The 15,435-nt window shown below is 62.4% G+C and carries 20 protein-coding genes and 1 pseudogene; 9 read left to right on the forward strand and 12 right to left on the reverse strand.

Annotation, left to right across the window (positions count from 1 at the left end; translation table 11 throughout):
• Positions 1-121: 121 nt before the first annotated feature.
• On the reverse strand, positions 122-343 hold the full coding sequence (locus IVA91_RS34310) for a hypothetical protein (RefSeq protein ID WP_247460556.1): 222 nt from the start codon (positions 341-343) through the stop codon (positions 122-124).
• A 370-nt stretch (positions 344-713) separates the two neighbouring features.
• On the opposite strand from IVA91_RS34310, the gene IVA91_RS34315 reads away from it, so the two are divergent.
• Complete coding sequence (locus IVA91_RS34315) at positions 714-896, forward strand: hypothetical protein (protein WP_247460558.1); 183 nt, start codon at positions 714-716, stop codon at positions 894-896.
• A gap of 25 nt (positions 897-921) precedes the next feature.
• On the opposite strand, the gene IVA91_RS34320 is transcribed toward IVA91_RS34315, so the two are convergent.
• From IVA91_RS34320 to IVA91_RS34330, 3 genes are all read right to left on the reverse strand, one after another.
• Positions 922-2,298 carry a VWA domain-containing protein gene (locus tag IVA91_RS34320; RefSeq protein WP_247460560.1) on the reverse strand — a complete coding sequence of 459 codons (1,377 nt, stop codon included), beginning with the start codon at positions 2,296-2,298 and terminating at the stop codon, positions 922-924.
• Positions 2,299-2,303: 5 nt separating this feature from the next.
• Positions 2,304-3,251: a MoxR family ATPase gene (locus tag IVA91_RS34325; protein ID WP_247460562.1), complete on the reverse strand. Its 948-nt coding sequence runs from the start codon at positions 3,249-3,251 to the stop codon at positions 2,304-2,306.
• 146 nt (positions 3,252-3,397) lie between these two features.
• The gene (locus IVA91_RS34330; protein ID WP_247460564.1) at positions 3,398-3,598 is read right to left on the reverse strand and encodes a hypothetical protein; all 201 of its coding nucleotides are present in this window, start codon (positions 3,596-3,598) and stop codon (positions 3,398-3,400) included.
• A gap of 225 nt (positions 3,599-3,823) precedes the next feature.
• Between IVA91_RS34330 and IVA91_RS34335 the strand changes: the two genes are divergently transcribed.
• Positions 3,824-4,798, forward strand: coding sequence for a quinone oxidoreductase (locus IVA91_RS34335; RefSeq protein WP_247460565.1), 975 nt, complete (start codon positions 3,824-3,826; stop codon positions 4,796-4,798).
• A 40-nt stretch (positions 4,799-4,838) separates the two neighbouring features.
• Here IVA91_RS34335 and IVA91_RS34340 read toward each other — a convergent pair whose 3' ends face one another.
• Together IVA91_RS34340 and IVA91_RS34345 are read right to left on the reverse strand one after the other, a co-directional pair.
• A complete protein-coding gene (locus IVA91_RS34340) occupies positions 4,839-5,114 on the reverse strand; it encodes a hypothetical protein (protein WP_247460568.1) in 276 nt (91 codons plus the stop codon).
• A gap of 96 nt (positions 5,115-5,210) precedes the next feature.
• Positions 5,211-5,819, reverse strand: a complete 609-nt coding sequence (locus IVA91_RS34345; RefSeq protein WP_247280567.1) for a S24 family peptidase — start codon at positions 5,817-5,819, stop codon at positions 5,211-5,213.
• A 166-nt stretch (positions 5,820-5,985) separates the two neighbouring features.
• On the opposite strand from IVA91_RS34345, the gene IVA91_RS34350 reads away from it, so the two are divergent.
• From IVA91_RS34350 to IVA91_RS34365, 4 genes are all read left to right on the forward strand, one after another.
• Entirely contained in the window at positions 5,986-6,519 is a 534-nt protein-coding gene (locus IVA91_RS34350) for a GcrA family cell cycle regulator (protein WP_247460570.1), read from the forward strand.
• A 47-nt stretch (positions 6,520-6,566) separates the two neighbouring features.
• Complete coding sequence (locus tag IVA91_RS34355; RefSeq protein WP_247460572.1) at positions 6,567-7,142, forward strand: hypothetical protein; 576 nt, start codon at positions 6,567-6,569, stop codon at positions 7,140-7,142.
• A gap of 497 nt (positions 7,143-7,639) precedes the next feature.
• The gene (locus IVA91_RS34360) at positions 7,640-7,825 is read left to right on the forward strand and encodes a hypothetical protein (RefSeq protein ID WP_247280633.1); all 186 of its coding nucleotides are present in this window, start codon (positions 7,640-7,642) and stop codon (positions 7,823-7,825) included.
• A 140-nt stretch (positions 7,826-7,965) separates the two neighbouring features.
• Positions 7,966-8,307 carry a phasin gene (locus tag IVA91_RS34365; RefSeq protein ID WP_247301816.1) on the forward strand — a complete coding sequence of 114 codons (342 nt, stop codon included), beginning with the start codon at positions 7,966-7,968 and terminating at the stop codon, positions 8,305-8,307.
• A 461-nt stretch (positions 8,308-8,768) separates the two neighbouring features.
• Here IVA91_RS34365 and IVA91_RS34370 read toward each other — a convergent pair whose 3' ends face one another.
• On the reverse strand, positions 8,769-9,599 hold the full coding sequence (locus IVA91_RS34370) for an alpha/beta hydrolase (protein WP_247422184.1): 831 nt from the start codon (positions 9,597-9,599) through the stop codon (positions 8,769-8,771).
• Between the two features lie 218 nt (positions 9,600-9,817).
• Here IVA91_RS34370 and IVA91_RS34375 point away from each other — a divergent pair.
• Positions 9,818-10,206 (forward strand): annotated as a pseudogene (locus tag IVA91_RS34375) (EAL domain-containing protein); the annotation flags it as partial.
• Positions 10,207-10,359: 153 nt separating this feature from the next.
• Here the strand turns inward: IVA91_RS34375 and IVA91_RS34380 are convergent.
• On the reverse strand, positions 10,360-10,620 hold the full coding sequence (locus IVA91_RS34380) for a hypothetical protein (RefSeq protein ID WP_247422181.1): 261 nt from the start codon (positions 10,618-10,620) through the stop codon (positions 10,360-10,362).
• Positions 10,621-10,878: 258 nt separating this feature from the next.
• Between IVA91_RS34380 and rocF the strand changes: the two genes are divergently transcribed.
• Together rocF and IVA91_RS34390 are read left to right on the forward strand one after the other, a co-directional pair.
• Positions 10,879-11,856: an arginase gene (gene rocF / locus IVA91_RS34385; RefSeq protein WP_247422180.1), complete on the forward strand. Its 978-nt coding sequence runs from the start codon at positions 10,879-10,881 to the stop codon at positions 11,854-11,856.
• Positions 11,857-11,971: 115 nt separating this feature from the next.
• Positions 11,972-12,256 carry a hypothetical protein gene (locus IVA91_RS34390; protein WP_247460574.1) on the forward strand — a complete coding sequence of 95 codons (285 nt, stop codon included), beginning with the start codon at positions 11,972-11,974 and terminating at the stop codon, positions 12,254-12,256.
• A gap of 67 nt (positions 12,257-12,323) precedes the next feature.
• Here IVA91_RS34390 and IVA91_RS34395 read toward each other — a convergent pair whose 3' ends face one another.
• The 4 genes from IVA91_RS34395 to IVA91_RS34410 form a co-directional block, all read right to left on the reverse strand.
• On the reverse strand, positions 12,324-13,610 hold the full coding sequence (locus IVA91_RS34395) for a divalent metal cation transporter (protein WP_247280574.1): 1,287 nt from the start codon (positions 13,608-13,610) through the stop codon (positions 12,324-12,326).
• 199 nt (positions 13,611-13,809) lie between these two features.
• Positions 13,810-13,995 (reverse strand): hypothetical protein, encoded by a 186-nt coding sequence (locus IVA91_RS34400; RefSeq protein WP_247301804.1) that lies wholly within the window; start codon positions 13,993-13,995, stop codon positions 13,810-13,812.
• A 234-nt stretch (positions 13,996-14,229) separates the two neighbouring features.
• Positions 14,230-14,856 (reverse strand): hypothetical protein, encoded by a 627-nt coding sequence (locus IVA91_RS34405; protein WP_247422167.1) that lies wholly within the window; start codon positions 14,854-14,856, stop codon positions 14,230-14,232.
• A 12-nt stretch (positions 14,857-14,868) separates the two neighbouring features.
• On the reverse strand, positions 14,869-15,183 hold the full coding sequence (locus tag IVA91_RS34410) for a hypothetical protein (RefSeq protein WP_247280577.1): 315 nt from the start codon (positions 15,181-15,183) through the stop codon (positions 14,869-14,871).
• Positions 15,184-15,435 lie beyond the last annotated feature (252 nt).

Here is a 15,435-nt window from a genome sequence, read left to right on the forward strand (position 1 = left end):
TCCGCAACGTCGGTTAAGCAGTCGGCGTTGCTACCCTCGGGCACTCTTGCTGCCAAGGTCATCTAATTCCGATTTCGGCGAGAATTGATGTTCGGGTGAGGGCGGCCAACCGCCGTTCGCACTACGCTACGAGATCCAGCAGCCGGCATGATCCGCGGACCAGCACTTTGCGTCCGGTGGGCGTCATCTCAGGCACGCCGCCATTGACGACAACAAGGCCGAGCTTGATGAGGCTTTCGACCAGATAGGCCTTCGAGAGGCGACTGTTCGATGCCGGATTGCGAAGCGTGCGTAGCGCTTCCCATTGATCCGGCGAAAGATCGAAGTCGACGTCGTTGCTCATACTGCCTCAAGCGATAGTAACGTCTGCGCGCCCCTGTTAGCGGCGCTGCATGAACACCATGTTAGCGGCGCTGCATGAACACCATGCGACGACAATGAGTCGGGAATTCGGTGAGTTGTTTAGAACGTCTCTTCACAAATTGCCGCACTTGATTGCGTCATAGGAGTTAAGATCGTTTGAGCGCAAATATTGTCCCAGACCTCGATCACATATTGATGATTTAGGCTTGTGTTGCGGCGCGAACTGCTGCGCTGCACGGGAACAGCTACTGTCCCATTCTGCGTCGCAATATGCACAGAAATGATGAGACGGAGCGTTCGGGGCCCTGTTAGGTTCGCGGGGAATGGCTTCACAGGCAGGAGTGGACTGCATGAACAGGCTGGTGGAAATTCGCAGTCAGGAATGTCTGTGCCGCGAGCGTGCCGCGCTCGATTTTGAGCGGCGGGTTTTCTGGCTCGCGCAAGCCCAGGAATGGGAACAGCGCGCGCTCGACGAAATTGCGTATCACTTTCGGGAGTGCAATATCGCCCGGGCCGAGTTGACCTCCGCCTGACCTCAGAGAGGGGCGTGACCGGCCTTCACTGATAAGTGGCCACGATATCGGACACCGCGCGCTCGAGCTGCTGCGCGGTGGCGCATTGGCGCACGACACTGCAAAAGGTCGCATAGCGCGGCATCTCGGAATCGCCAAAGCCCCAGGCGAGCCGTCCTTCGGGATTGAGCCAGACCAGCCGCTTTGAGCGCTCGGAGATACGGCGCAGGATGTCGGCGCGCGGGTCGAGGTTATTGCTGCGAGCGTCGCCGAGCACGATGACCGTGGTCTGCGGCGTCAGCGCGCTCATGAATTCCTTCTCGAAATCGACCAGCGAGGAGCCGTAGTCGGACGAGCCGAAACCGACCTTGGACATGATCTCGGCCATCGCCTCTTCCGGCGAGTTGTTCTCCAGGATCTCGCTGACCTCGATCAGATGCGAGGAAAAGGCAAAGGAGCGGACGTCGTCGACCACCTCATGCAGCGAGTGGATCAACAGCAGGAAGAAGTCGGAGACCTGGGCGACCGAGCCGGAGACGTCGCAGAGGGCCACGATCTTGGGCCGGTCGCGATGTTTGCGTTTCCAGGCGGTGAGGAACGGCACCCCGCCCCAGGCCGCGTTGCGGCGGAGCGTACGGCGAACGTCGAGATGGCCGCGGCGCTGGCGCTTGCGCGGCTTCGAGTAGCGCTCGCGCAGCCGGCGCGCGATCTGGCGGATGAGGGCGCGCATCTCGGCGACCTGGCGCCGCTCGATGCGCGCGAGCGGCGCGTTGCGCAGGATCTCGTTGCGGAGGCTTTCGGCCTCCTCGCGGGCGTAGAGCGCAAGCCCCTGGGAGACCGTGTCGCGCACCGCTTCGCGCAAGGCATCGAGCGCAGCGCGCAGACGCTCGGCCAGTGACGGGTTGGTCGCGGTCAGTTGGTCCAGATCGTCCCGCAGGCGCTGGAGGCCCATGGCGTCGAGGATGCGGCTGGAGAAGATGCCGCGCTGGGTGGAATAGCGGATATCGGACAGCGCGGCGACACCGGAGGCACTGGCGATCGCCGCCGCGATCGCATTGCGATCCTGCGACAGCAGCATCTGAGCAAGAGCGCCCAGTTCCTGGGGAGGCTGACCTTCACCGGCTTCGCTGCCCGCGTCCGATGAGGGCGACTGATCCAGGTCCTGCGAAGCGTCATCGCTGCTGGCCTCAGGCTGATCCTGCCGCTGTTCCGGCTGACTGAAGAAGAGATCAAAACAATCGCCGAGTGCGAGCTTCTCGTCCTGCGACTTGGCGAGCGTCAGCAGCAGGGCATCGCGCAAGATCGCGCGGTCGGAGAAACCGACCTGCTTGACCGCACGCATCGCATCAATGCTTTCGGCGGGCGAGACATGAACGCCGGCGCCGCGGGCCGCCCGAAAAAAACGATGGAGGTTCTCGCGCATCGGTCTCAACCGAAGACGTTGGACCGCGCCGCTTTGGCAATGAAGGTCGTAACTTGCGGCGACGCGGCTTCAATATCGGCTTCGTATTTCAGGAGCACGTTGAGCGTGTCCTTGACGATCTCGGTATCGAGTTCGGTGGTCTGAAGCAGCACCAGCACGCGCGCCCAATCGATGGTCTCGCTGACCGAGGGTAGCTTCTTCAGATCGAGTGAGCGGATCTCGTGGATGAAACCGACCATCTGCCGGCGCAGCGCCTGCGAGATGCCAGGCACGCGGCTCTCGACGATGCGTTCTTCCAGCCTGTGCTCGGGAAAGCCGATGTGCAGATGCAGGCAGCGTCGCTTCAAGGCGTCGCCGAGGTCGCGCTCACTGTTGGAGGTGAGGATCACGGTCGGCGGCGTGATCGCCGAGACGGTGCCGAGCTCGGGGATGGTGACCTGGAAGTCGGACAGGATCTCCAGCAGCAGCGATTCGAATTCCGCATCCGACTTGTCGATCTCGTCAATCAGGAGCACGCAGCCGCCCGGCTGCTCCAGCGCCTGGAGCAGGGGCCGCGGCTCGACGAATTCCTTCGAGAAGAACACGTCACCGAAATCGTGGAGCTGGTCGAGCGCTGCATTCAGCGTCTGCGCGCCACCCAGGACTTCGCCGAGCTTGTCCTTCAGGATCTGGGTATAGAGAAGCTGCTTGGCGTATTTCCATTCGTAGAGCGCCTTGGCCTCGTCCAGGCCTTCATAGCATTGCAGGCGGATCATCTTCATGCCGCGCCAAGCGGCAATCGCCTTGGCAAGCTCGGTCTTGCCGACGCCCGCGGGGCCCTCGACCAGGATCGGCTTCTCGATCTGTTGCGACAGATAGACGGCGGTCGCGATCTGCCGGCTCGCGATATAGCCTTGCGCGGCGAGGCCGCTCTCCACTGCCTCGATCGAGGTCGAGGCCTTCTGATCAGCCACGAAACGGCGCTCCCAAAGGTCTTGCTTGAGGCTTGTTCTGCCTGCGTTCCGGGCAAAGAACAAGCCTCGTTTGGGAGCGACCAGACCCGCGGGAGCGGCGTTTTTTCCGCTTAGCGCAAATAGTTGAACGGTGCGCCGGCGCGCGATCAGTGCCGCACCAGCTCCGGTTTGCGGATGGTCTGTCTGACCTCGGCGCCGCAATCGGCGCATTCATAGACAAGGTCGATCTTGGCAAGGCTCCAATGCGGTTCGACCTCGCGGACATACATCGGCAGGAACCCCATGCAGGTGGGGCAAGTCACTGGCGCGATCTCGACATCCTGATGATGCTGAACATAAGCTGGCATCTCGGCTCTCCTTCGCAGGCGACCACCAAACCCCGCGTGAAGGCTACTGCCACTCGCCCCCGCGCCCGTCATCAACTCTTCCGAACAGAGACGGAACGGCGGACATTTGTCGGCCGCTGTGACATTCTTGTTACGCGTCGGTACTGTAACGGCCGGACCAAATGCCTACTTCCCAGTGCGATCAGGTTCTCTGAACTTCACTGCAACGATAAGGGAGTAACACCCATGACGCATGCCATTCGCTTTCACAAGACCGGCGGCCCGGAAGTCCTGGTCTGGGAGGAGGTCAGCGTCGGCAAGCCCGGACCGGGCGAGGCACGCATCCGCCACACCGCCGTTGGTCTCAATTTCGTCGACATCTACAACCGCTCGGGCCTGTATCCGGCGCAGCTGCCGAGCGGGCTCGGCAGCGAGGCGGCCGGCGTCATCGAGGAAGTCGGCCCAGGCGTCACCGATCTGAAGCCGGGCGATCGTGTTGCCTACGGCGCCTCGCCGCTCGGCGCCTATTCCGAGGCCCGGCTGATCCCCGCCGACCGCTTGTTGAAGCTGCCTGACGGTGTCGATGACAAGACTGCGGCGGCGATGATGCTCAAGGGGCTGACGACGCAGTATCTGATCCGGCAGACCTATCGGGTGAAGTCCGGCGACACCATCCTGCTCCACGCCGCGGCCGGCGGCGTCGGTCTGATCCTGAGCCAGTGGGCCAAGCACCTCGGCGCAACCGTGATTGGCACCGTCAGCAATGACGAGAAGGCGAAGCTCGCCAAGGCGCATGGCTGCGACCATGTCATCATCTACACGCGCGAGGATTTCGTGAAGCGCGTCGACGAAATCACCGGCGGCAAGAAGGTGCCTGTCGTCTATGATTCCGTCGGCAAGGACACGTTCTTGAAATCGCTGGACTGCCTCGCGCCGCTCGGCGTTGCCGCGCTGTTCGGTCAGTCCTCCGGCGCCGTCGATCCGCTCAATCTCGGCCTGCTGGCCCAGAAGGGCTCGCTCTACGTCACGCGGCCGACGCTGTTCACTTATGCCGCCAAGCGTGAAAGTTTGGTCGCGATGGCAGGCGAGCTGTTCGAGGTCGTCAAGTCCGGTGCAGTCAAGATCGAGGTGCACCAAACCTATCCCCTTAAGGACGCCGCCAAGGCGCATGCCGATCTCGCCGCGCGCAAGACCACGGGATCGACCGTGCTTACGGTGTGACGTTCATTCGAGACGGCGCGATGCAGGCTGCCGGCTTGCGTCACGTCCGCTCGTGCTTGCGCAGATCGCGGGCGTGATCGAGGCGGCATGCCTGGAGGTCGATATCTTCGGGCGGGATCTGGGGCAGGGCGGCCTCGGACAGGATGGCCTCGGTCACGTCCTCGACCGAATTGTCGGCGATTTCGTGGATGAACGAGACGTTCCGGTATTCGCCCGAAACGATGCGGGAGATGATCTCGCGCCTCGTGATTTCGGGGTCGACGACCGCTTCGCGGCCGCGCCGCCCATAATCGATCATCACGACGAAATATTGCATAGAACGAACCTGCCGCACCCAGTCGAGAGTGCGGCAGAGTATTTCTGAAAATCAGAAAAAAGTCAAGAGCGACTTCCAAAAAATGGAAATCGGCGGCTACCTGCCCTTCTTGCGGGGGCGGGCCGACTTGGCGCGCAGCCGCTCGAGCTGTCCCTTGGGCATGGACAGGCAGATCTCTCCGACCCATTCGAGCTTCACGCCGACGATCGGCTTCGCGTTGAAGCTGGTGAGGTTGACCACGGAGGGGCTTTTGCCACGCTCGATGGTCTTCAAATAGCGCTCGCCGGTCTTGAGCCGGACCACGGCCTCCTCGCCATAGAAGCTCGACAGCGGATGACGCTGGTCCTTGTAGACCACGATCACGTCGCCGCTCTCGTACTTGGGCAGCATCGAATCGCCCACGATCTCGAAGGCGACCGTCTCTTCCATGATCGGGAAGGGCAGCGTGATGTCACCGAGTCCCTCCGGCGGAACTTGTTCATAATCGGGCTCGATCACGGCGCCGGCGCCGACGCGGCCCATGATCGGCGCGAGGTTGAGTTCGAGATATTCCATGATCGGAATGATCTCCGAAGCCTTCACTAGGCGCTCGCCGCCGAGAATCTCCGAGACCGCGCCGGGTCGCACGCCCATGGCCGCCGCCAGGCCACCCTTGCTCTTGCCGGTCTTTTCCAGGCCCCGCTCGATCATTGCAACGTCCAACATGGTGATTCCCTCGATTGCGCATGGTCTTGCCTCTTATAATCCGAAATTCGGAATTGATGCAATTATGAATATCAGAATTGTCGCTTGACTTTCGATTCGGAATACCGGAATGTATCTTCCGCCTCGCGATCATGCGGTCGGAGGGGGCGCATCACAGGACAGCAGCATGGAACCGGGCCATTGGCCGTCGGAGCACTCCGACGCGCTTCGCGACTATTTTCTGAAGGGGATGTCTTATGCGGCCATCGGCCGAGAGATTAATGCAAGGTTTGGAACGGCTTACACACGTAGCGCGGTGGTCGGCCGCGCCAAGCGGCTCGGTCTCGTCATACCGGCTTGGATGACGAGCCCATCGGTCGTGCCGTCGCTGCCCGGCGAGGCTTGCCCGCCGTCGCCGCGCCGGTCGGCGTTGCCGAACCTGAATGTGCCGCCGAAATCCGCCATGAAGCCTGCTGCGCGCGCCAAATTGCGCTGCGTCGGCATCCAGCCGCGGTTGGTCCCACTGGTCGACGTTGCCGACGACGACTGCCGCTACCCCTATGGCGGCGACAAGGACGGGAAGGAAATCACTTTCTGTGGCCATCCGCGCCAGCCGGGTTCCAGCTATTGCACGCCGCATGCGCGTCTGACGCGCCGTTCTGCAGCTGAGTCCGCCCGTGCCACCCGTCCTGTCGTGCTCAGGCTGATCTGCGCTGCCTGAAACCGGCGGCCAGCCGTTCATCGTCGATTTCGCAAAGGAGTATCCGAGTGGCACGTGCCCGACGCAACAAATCTTACAAATTGGCTGGAATCTACGACCGGCGGTCCCGCGACGTGCTGTTCAATGCTGAAGTGGCAGAAGTCGAGGTCGACAATCCGCTGGCGGTCGATCCCGGCGAGAAGATCGTGGCCATCCGGTCGGTCCGGAGCGATCCGCTCGGCCGGCTGCACGCGCATCATCAGATCGACGAGGCACAATACCGCGGCGGGCGCGCCTTCCAGAGCGATTGGGAGAGGGCGGAGCGGGGGCCCCAGGCCATGGACCCGACCCGTGAATATGTCGATGGCGCTCGCACACGCGAGCCGATTACCGAAAGCCAGCGCCAGGCGGTGCTGCGGCTGAATCGGGTCGAGCGCGAGCTCGGCACCGACGGCGCAGCGCTGGTGCACGACGTGCTTGTGCTGGGGTTGACCATGGATCAGATCGGGCAGCGCCGCGCCGTTCGTACGCAGCGCTGGAACGACTATTTTGCGCGGCGTTTCCGTGAATGCCTGGACCGGCTGGCGCTGATCTACGGCTTCGTCACGACAACGGGGGCACCACGGGCAGGGCAGCGCAAATGACGATCGCATGCCCGCGGCTTCGCCCGCGGGAGTGCGATCGGCTGCTTATAGATGCGGTACGGGCCACTGGCTTTCTATCGCCAACGATACAACCGCTGAGACGCGACTCAACAATTGCGTTTATATGCTGCCGATGCGCCAGTTTGCGTCAGCCCATCTCTGTTCACATCGGAAAAAAGTGGAAACGCAGGGCCGATTGACAGCGATCTCGGCTGTGTACGTGATCGATGGCGCTTCTTGACGCAGGTAGGTGACGGCGGTCGATATTCGTGTTATCCGGAATTGCCGTGGCGCGATCCGGGCGCATTGCTACAGGGGCTGTTGGGCTTGCCGGATGAGTTGTTCCTTGGCATAATTGCAACCTGTTCGGTTGGGCCATGCTAGACCCGGGCCTGCGGCCGAGAACTGATCCCCATAGTATCGGGTTGCGGCGTTCGGTCCCTCGCGTGCGACTTCGACGCAAGAATATGAAGGCCGATGCTTGTCATAGGTGCGAGATGAAGAACCTTAATTTCGCAGCTGAACTGCACCTCAAGCTCGGCGCGCCCGCGGGCGGCACCGTCGAAAGCCTGCGCCTGCTCCGTGCGTTCCTGAAGCTCGAGCCTCGGCAGCGTTTCGAGGTCATCAAGCTCGTCGAAGACCTCGCCACCGAAGAAGCTCTTCCCGAACATCCCCTGTCCTGAGTAAGGCCGCACCGGCCCTACGCCTTCTCCTTGGTTTCCTGCCAGATTCGGCCCACCAGGCAGCCCTCGTCAGGGGCCGGCCCGCTGGAAGGCGATCCGGTAAGTGTGGTATTCAGTCGGGAAAAGGGAGGAGTGCGACCATGATCGACCCGAAGCTTGAAGTTCCGGCCGAACTGCGCGACCTGGCCGAGAAGACGATTGACCAGGCGGAAAAGGCATTCGGCATGTTTTTCGAAGCCGCCACCAAATCGATGACGACCGTTCCCGGCGCGGGGACCGAGGTGTCGAAGCAGGCGCTCGCTTTCACCGAACAGAACATGAAGTCGGCGTTCGAGCATGCGCGCAAGCTCGTTCACGCCACAGACCTTCAGGAAGCGATGCGAATTCAGTCCGACTTCCTGCGCAGTCAGTTCACCAACGCAGGGGACCACATGCGCCAGATGACTGGCAGCTTCATGCAACCGGGCAAGGACAAGTCCTGATTCTGTTGGTGCGGCGCTGCATGCCCACAAATTTGACTTTGCGCGCCGGCGAGTGCGCATTCTGATGCCGGGCAGGTCCATGATGCGCACTTAATGGGTTCATTCGCCGTCCATCATCCTTTTCTGCTGATCCTGTCGGTCTTCCGGCAGGGATTTGCAGTTCCACCTGTCACGTTGGCCCGGCGTTCTACCGGCGCAGCGATCCGGCATAGGCCATGATGTCGCCGGCTTCCGTGCGGCTCAAGGGAAGCTCGGCATCTTCGCGCCGTCGAGCAGGATCAAATCGAGTAATCTGGAATTGCGAGAGATCGATGTGCGCGATGATCGACTGCAGCAGCCTGCGCCTCGAACGATAGATCTACGAATGCGGGCGCCCGTGCCGCGGTGTCCCTCCGAGATCGCGGGACCCTCCTATCGTGGCGGCTCGGAGCTGCCTTGACCTGCCGCAAAGGGGTTTCTGGCTAATAGTCGCCGGGGTTCATGATCATCGGGCTCTTCGTATCGGCCGGCGCGAGCGCGCTGCTGGCGCTGTCACGCAGGAAGCGGTCGAGCGTCTCCTGGATCTTCGCCTTAACCGAATCGGGACCGCGATCGCTCATCTCGGTGTGCTGTGCGCCGGTATGGACGATGTCGATACCGCGCGCTTTTGCCTCTTCCGGCGTCGGCAGCACGCCGGGATCGGCCACGAAATGCGGATCCTTCGAGCGGAACGACAGGATCTTCATGTTGTCGCTGAGCACCAAAGGCACCCGCAGATTGTCGAGCGTGATCACCTTCGATACCAGCTCCGGGTGCTGATGGGCGACATACATCGAGACATCGCCGCCGTTGGAATGGCCGACTAGAGTGATGTGGTCGTAGTCGACGTTCACCTGCCGCCTCTTCAACTCGCCTAAGACGAACAGTATGTTGGCCTCGCAGCGGATATAGACTTCACGCCGGCCGACATATTGCTGGCCGGCATGGGTCATCAGCGGCGGATCGCTCGGTAGATCCTGCTGGATGCTGGCAACCAGATAGCCGCGTGCGGCGAGTACGTTGGCCAGGAAGGAATATTCGGTTGCCTTGACAGTGTTGCCGTTGCTGATGACGGCGAGCGGAAGCTTCCAGAGGCCGAGATTGGCCTTGGTCTCGTAGTCGCGTCTCACCGCGATCTCAACCGAGATCGGCCGCTGGCGAGAAGCGTCGAACAGGGCCAAAGCCTCATGGCGGATCGCGAACCGGCTGACGACGAAATACTGGCCGAACCCGAGGACGCAGAGAAACGCCAGGATTGCAAACACCCTCTTCATGACTCCGTCTCAATCACCTTTGGCTGAACATGGTCAATGGCAACCGCTGGATCGAGCGATCATGAGCAGGTTACGGGATTAAATTTAGGCAAGTCTGTGAGCAAAGGCCACATAAGCGCCGTGCGCGGAACATGATACGCTGACAGGTCTTGCGAACCGCAGCATGCTGCATGCGAGCCTCATCGGTCTGATCACGGCGGCGGAGCGGCGGTCTTCCGACGGTTGCGGCGTTGCTCGAAGCGACGGGACTCACGCCGTCGCTGCTCGAGCTGGAGGTCACCGAAGACATCCTGCTCCATGACGAAAGCCGCGTGCTCGACAGGTTCAAACGGATCCAAGAGCTGGGCGTCCGCGTTCTGTTCGACGATTTCGGTACCGGTTATGCAAGCCTGAGCTACCTGAAGAAGTTTCCGCTCGACGGGCTCAAGATCGATCGTTCGTTCGTGGTCGATCTGCTTGCCTTTCTGACGATGCTGCGATCGTCAGCTCGACTATCGGGCTTAGCAAGCAGGTCGGTCTCACAGTCGTGGCTGAAGGTATCGAGAACCGCGCCACGGCGGACTTTCTGGTGAGCATGGGATGCGAGGAAGGGCAGGGGTACTTCTTTGTCGTCCAATGCCGGTGGAAGCGTCGATCGGCAGTTCCTGGCGCTGAGTGCGCCGCCGCCGTCACTGCGGCCTGACGGGCCCGCTTCGATTTAGGGTTATTGTTTGAGCATGGCCTCTTCGGAGTACCGCTCGATAGCTTTTCGGATCATGTTCTAGCGTCGACGCGCAACCGCGACGCCGAACAGGAAAGCAACGAACAGGCTGGCGAGCGGCGCTTCGCGCGTGATCGCCGCAATCGTCGAGAGCGGCCGGCCCGGCTTTCGCGCTTCCTCGATCGCAGAGGTAAGACGATCGACCGCTGCATGCAGGCCCCCCGCGACTTCACCGATCGTACGGGATACATCCGTCGCTGCATCGATGGCGCGTTCGGCCATGCCGGGCTGGGGATTGGACTGCGGTGTCTCCGTGCTCAAGCGCGACCTCCAGGCCCGATGATGGAGGCCGGCACCTTTGGCTATCCGCGCGAGCGCTCGTTTTGAACAGCGGGTCTGACGACCTTTGGCTATCCGCGACAGGCGCCGTGGCTTTACGGCGGGTGCCGGCCCTGGAATGGGCAATTCAGCGCGCGGGATTTTGTTCCGGGACAATAGGCCCACGGCGGCCCCCCGGGAAACGACGGATGCGAATCTCTGTTAGGCTGGCGGTAGCCCTGCTGATATCAGGAGATTGCCGTGACCGATCGGACCGCGACGGATCGAACCCGGCGCATCGCCTTGCTCGGCGCTCCCATCGATATGGGAGCTTCGCAGCGCGGCACCTTGATGGGCCCTGCTGCGCTGCGCACCGCAGGCCTTGCGACACTGCTCGATAGCCTCGATTTTGAGGTCGTCGACTACGGCGATCTTTCCGTGGCCGAGGTCCGTGACCTCGCCGACAGGCCGCCCGAGAAAGCCAATCATTACCGGGAAATCCAGCGCTGGACGCGCGTGCTGAGTCGCAGAGGCTATGAGATCGCGAAAAGCGGCGCAGTGCCGATCTTCCTCGGCGGCGATCACACGCTGTCGATGGGCTCGGTGAATGCGATGGCGCGTCATTGGAAGGAGCGCGGCCGCGACCTGTTTGTGCTCTGGCTCGATGCCCATGCCGACTACAACACGCCGGAAACGACGATCACGGCCAATATGCACGGGATGTCGGCCGCGTTCCTGTGCGGGGAGCCCGGCCTCGACGGACTGCTGGGTGACGATCCCCGCGCTTCGATCACCCCTGAGAGGCTAGATCTGTTCGGCGCGCGTTCGATCGACAAGCTCGAGAAGGACTTGATGCGCGCGCGCCGGATCAGGGTTGTCGACATGCGGCAGATCGACGAATTCGGCGTCGCTGTCTTGATCCGGCGCGTCATCGAGCGGGTCAAGGCAAGCAATGGCGTATTGCATGTCAGCTTCGATGTCGATTTTCTCGACCCTTGCGTGGCGCCAGGCGTCGGCACCACCGTGCCCGGTGGCGCCACCTATCGCGAGGCCCATCTTATCATGGAGCTGCTGCACGATTCCGGCGTGGTGGGATCGGTCGACATCGTCGAACTCAATCCCTTCTTGGACGAACGTGGCCGGACGGCACGCACAGCGGTCGAGCTGATCGGCAGTCTGTTCGGTCAGCAGATCACGGACCGGCCGACCCCGAGCAATGCCATCGCGCCGGGCGAGTGAATCGGTAAAGCATGACGGGGTGTTCCCGCCTTCGCCGGGACCTTACCGAAGCCGGAGCGGAACCGGGCGCACGCAATTGAATTAACCTGCAATAGGATAATTGCGGACGCTTCTGATGACAGCTGATCGTTTCGCGAGTTCCATCTCTGCGGCACTTCGTCATCCCGGCGTGATCGCGCTGATCGTGGCTGGCGTGACGATTGCAGCGATGCTGATCGTCGACTACGGACCTTGGAACCGCGCTAAAACCCAGCCGGCCCACGTCGCGATGTATGCGACGACCGGGGAAGCTGCGCGCGCCGCAGGGGCCGCCGTGCTTCCGACCGAACCGAAATCGCCGATAGAGCCGGCCCGGCCGGGGCCGAAGACGTCGCCAACCGTTAATCCCGTCATACCGTAGCCTATCGACGTTGATCTCCGGCATGGGTGCGCGGCCGGGAGGCCCTTCCGGCTCGTTTCGTTTCTCATCAGCCGATCACGGACGAGCCGAGCAGAGCGAGGACGGCGAGCGCCATCAGTGCAGTGCCGAGCCAGCCCAGCGCGATCAGCCATGAGCGGGCCCTGAAGTGGCCCATGATGGCGCGACTCGAGACGATCAGCATCATCATCGTCATGATGGGGACGGCGACGATACCGTTGAGCACCGCGCTCCACACCAGCATGTGTATCGAGTCGATTCCCGTGAAGCCCAGGCCGAAGCCGATGATGGTTGCTGCCGCAATGATCGTATAGAAGCCGACTGCTTTCTCAGGTTTCGCCTCCAGCGTGGCGTGCCAGCCGAAGATCTCGGCGACGCCGTAAGCCGCCGAGCCCGCCAGCACCGGGATGGCCAAGAGACCCGTGCCGATGATGCCGAGCGCGAACAGCGCGAAGGTGAAGTCGCCGGCGAGCGGCCGCAGCGCTTCGGCGGCCTCCGTCGCCGAATTGATCTTGGTCACGCCGTTGGCATTCAGCACCGATGCAGTGGTCAGGATGATGAAGAAGGCGATGCCGTTGGACAGCAACATGCCGGAGATAGTGTCGGCCCTGATGCGCGCGAGCTCCGGATTGCCGCCGCTCGGAACATCGCGCAGCGGCTTGTCGCGCTTGCCCTGGTTCATCTCCTCGACCTCCTGCGAGGCCTGCCAGAAGAACAGGTAAGGGCTGATGGTGGTGCCGAGCACGGCGACGACCATCAGGAAATAGTCGGCGCTGACATTCGCCTTGGGCCACACTGCGGCGAGCAGCGCCGTGCTCCACGGAATCTGCACGGTGAAGGCGGTGGCGACATAGGCGAACAGCGCAAGAGTGAGGAATTTCAGCACCGGCGAATAGCGGCGATAGGGCAGGAAGATCTGGAGCAGGGTCGAGCCGGCGGCGAAGATCAGCGCATGTTCGTGCTGGAGCCCGCCGATCACGAGCCCAAGCGCCTCCGCCATCGCGGCAATGTCGGCCGCGATGTTGAACGTGTTCGCGACGACGAGCATGGACACGAGCGCGAGCACCGCCCAGCGAGGCGCGAGCCGCATGACGTTGGCGGCGAGCCCCTTGCCGGTGACCCGGCCGATCCGGGCGCTGACGAGTTGAATGGCGATCATGAACGGGGTGGTCAGAAACACCGTCCAGAGCAGCGCGAAACCGAATTGCGCGCCGGCTTGCGAGTAGGTGGCGATGCCCGACGGATCGTCGTCGGCCGCGCCGGTGATCAGACCGGGCCCCAGCCTTTTCAAAAGCGACGGCGCGGACGTCTTGGAAGCGTGAGCGCTGTCGCGCATGAAGGAAGGCCCTTGCTATGAGAACTTCATAGCAAATGCTAATGGGGGAACAGAAGTTCCCCAGTGGAGCTCCCGGCCGCCACTTCGGATGAGGCGAATTTTGATTGATCGTCGGGCAAAACAGTGTTAGAAACGGACCATCGCAAGAGCCGTCAGATCCTCGCCGGCTTCGCAAGATCGTCTTTGGGCCAGCGCGATGCTACTTGACGCTAACGAACATGCCCCAGGCGGCGGCGAGCGCTGCGCCCGTGAAGAGGACCACCGGATTGTCGCAGAACGCCCCGCCATAGCGGCACACGTCTGCTCCGAACTGGCCGAGCTCATGACGGCTGGCGGAGTAGAACAGTCCCGACAGCCCCAGCAATGCAGCGGCGACGAAGTACATCGGTGGTCTCTCCAAAGCGGTCCCGTTTGCGTTCTTTCGCAACGAGAGCAAATCGACATGCCCAGCATGGCGCGAAAAGCTTTCATTTCGCCGAAACCGATTCGGCGCCTTTTAGATAAAGTTTGACACGTGGTTCCTGTTTTTCCCGACGCGGCTTCGGTAAGGCAGACCCGCTCCACCATCAAAAAAGGCCCCACCAGCGCGGGGCCTTTGTCTTGTCGGGTCGGCCGGGACCTATCGCCGCGCGCCCATGCCGTAAAGCTCCCGCTCGCGGCGGATGTCGTCGGGAGCGAGAGGCGGGCTTGCGGCATCGAAGTCGGTCCAGCCGGCTTTCTGCCAGGCAGAGCTGCGCTCCTGAAGGTTGACGGATCTGTCATGGAGAAGCGCATCGAGCCGTGCGCGATCCTGGTCAGGGACCCTCGCCGAGACGAGCGTGCCGCCGCGGCGGACGCCTTCAGCGTAGCGCGAGGCGTCTTCCTTGGAGATGCCTGCTTGGGTCAGTGCGCCGACGATGCCGCCCGTGGCCGCGCCCGCGGCGGCGCCGGCAGCCGTGGAGGCGAGCCATCCCGCAGCCACGACCGGTCCGAGACCGGGAATGGCGAGCAGGCCGAGACCGGCGAGAAGGCCTGCTGCGCCGCCGAGGCCGGCGCCGATGCCGGCACCCGTGCCGGCGCCTTCGGCGCGATCGTCGACGCCGTCGCGGTCACGATCGATCTTGCCGCGCGATGAGCCGTACCAATTGTCGGAATTGTTGGCGACGATGCTGATGTCGGAGTGCGGCACGCCGGCGCTCTGGAGCCGGGTGACGGCCTGCTCGGCATCGGAATAATTGTCGTAGAGACGAGAAATGGTGATCGTCATGCTGTTTCCTCCTTACTTCGCGGGATTGACGTTGCCTTGGAAGTCAACGCTGACATCGGTCTTGGTGCCGGCCTTGTCGGCCTTGCCTCGCCAGACGCCTTCGTTGTCCTTCTGCAGGCCGGAGACGTTGGAATATCCCGCGTTCTCGATCCGCGACTTCGCCTGTCCCTCGGTGAAGCTGTTGCGGCCGGCGACCGGCGCGTTCGAGTTGTTCTGGTCGGAGCTGTTGACGGCATTGTTGCCCGGTCCGCTTTGCGCGGGCTGGGCGCCCGCGGGCGCAGATGCGAGCAGCAACAAGGTTGCGGCCAGCAAAGTCAGACGTGACATGTTTTGTCTCCTGCAATGGATTGTGCCGGCGACAACAAGTGAGATTCAAATTGGTTGCCTGCGATCGAAGGCACGGAGTGCCGCAGCACGATCTTGCTGCGACCGAGCTTGGGAAGGCGCTGAAGTAGGAACTTCTGCCGCTTTGTCCCGTTGGCGACCTTCGATCCAACCGCCACTTCAACACGCGACCGCTGTTCAATTGCGCCCCATGGCGGCGTGCACTTTTGGACATTCCCTTGAAGCCGTCTGTGC

It is taken from the genome of Bradyrhizobium sp. 153, from assembly GCF_023073835.1.
GTDB lineage: Bacteria > Pseudomonadota > Alphaproteobacteria > Rhizobiales > Xanthobacteraceae > Bradyrhizobium.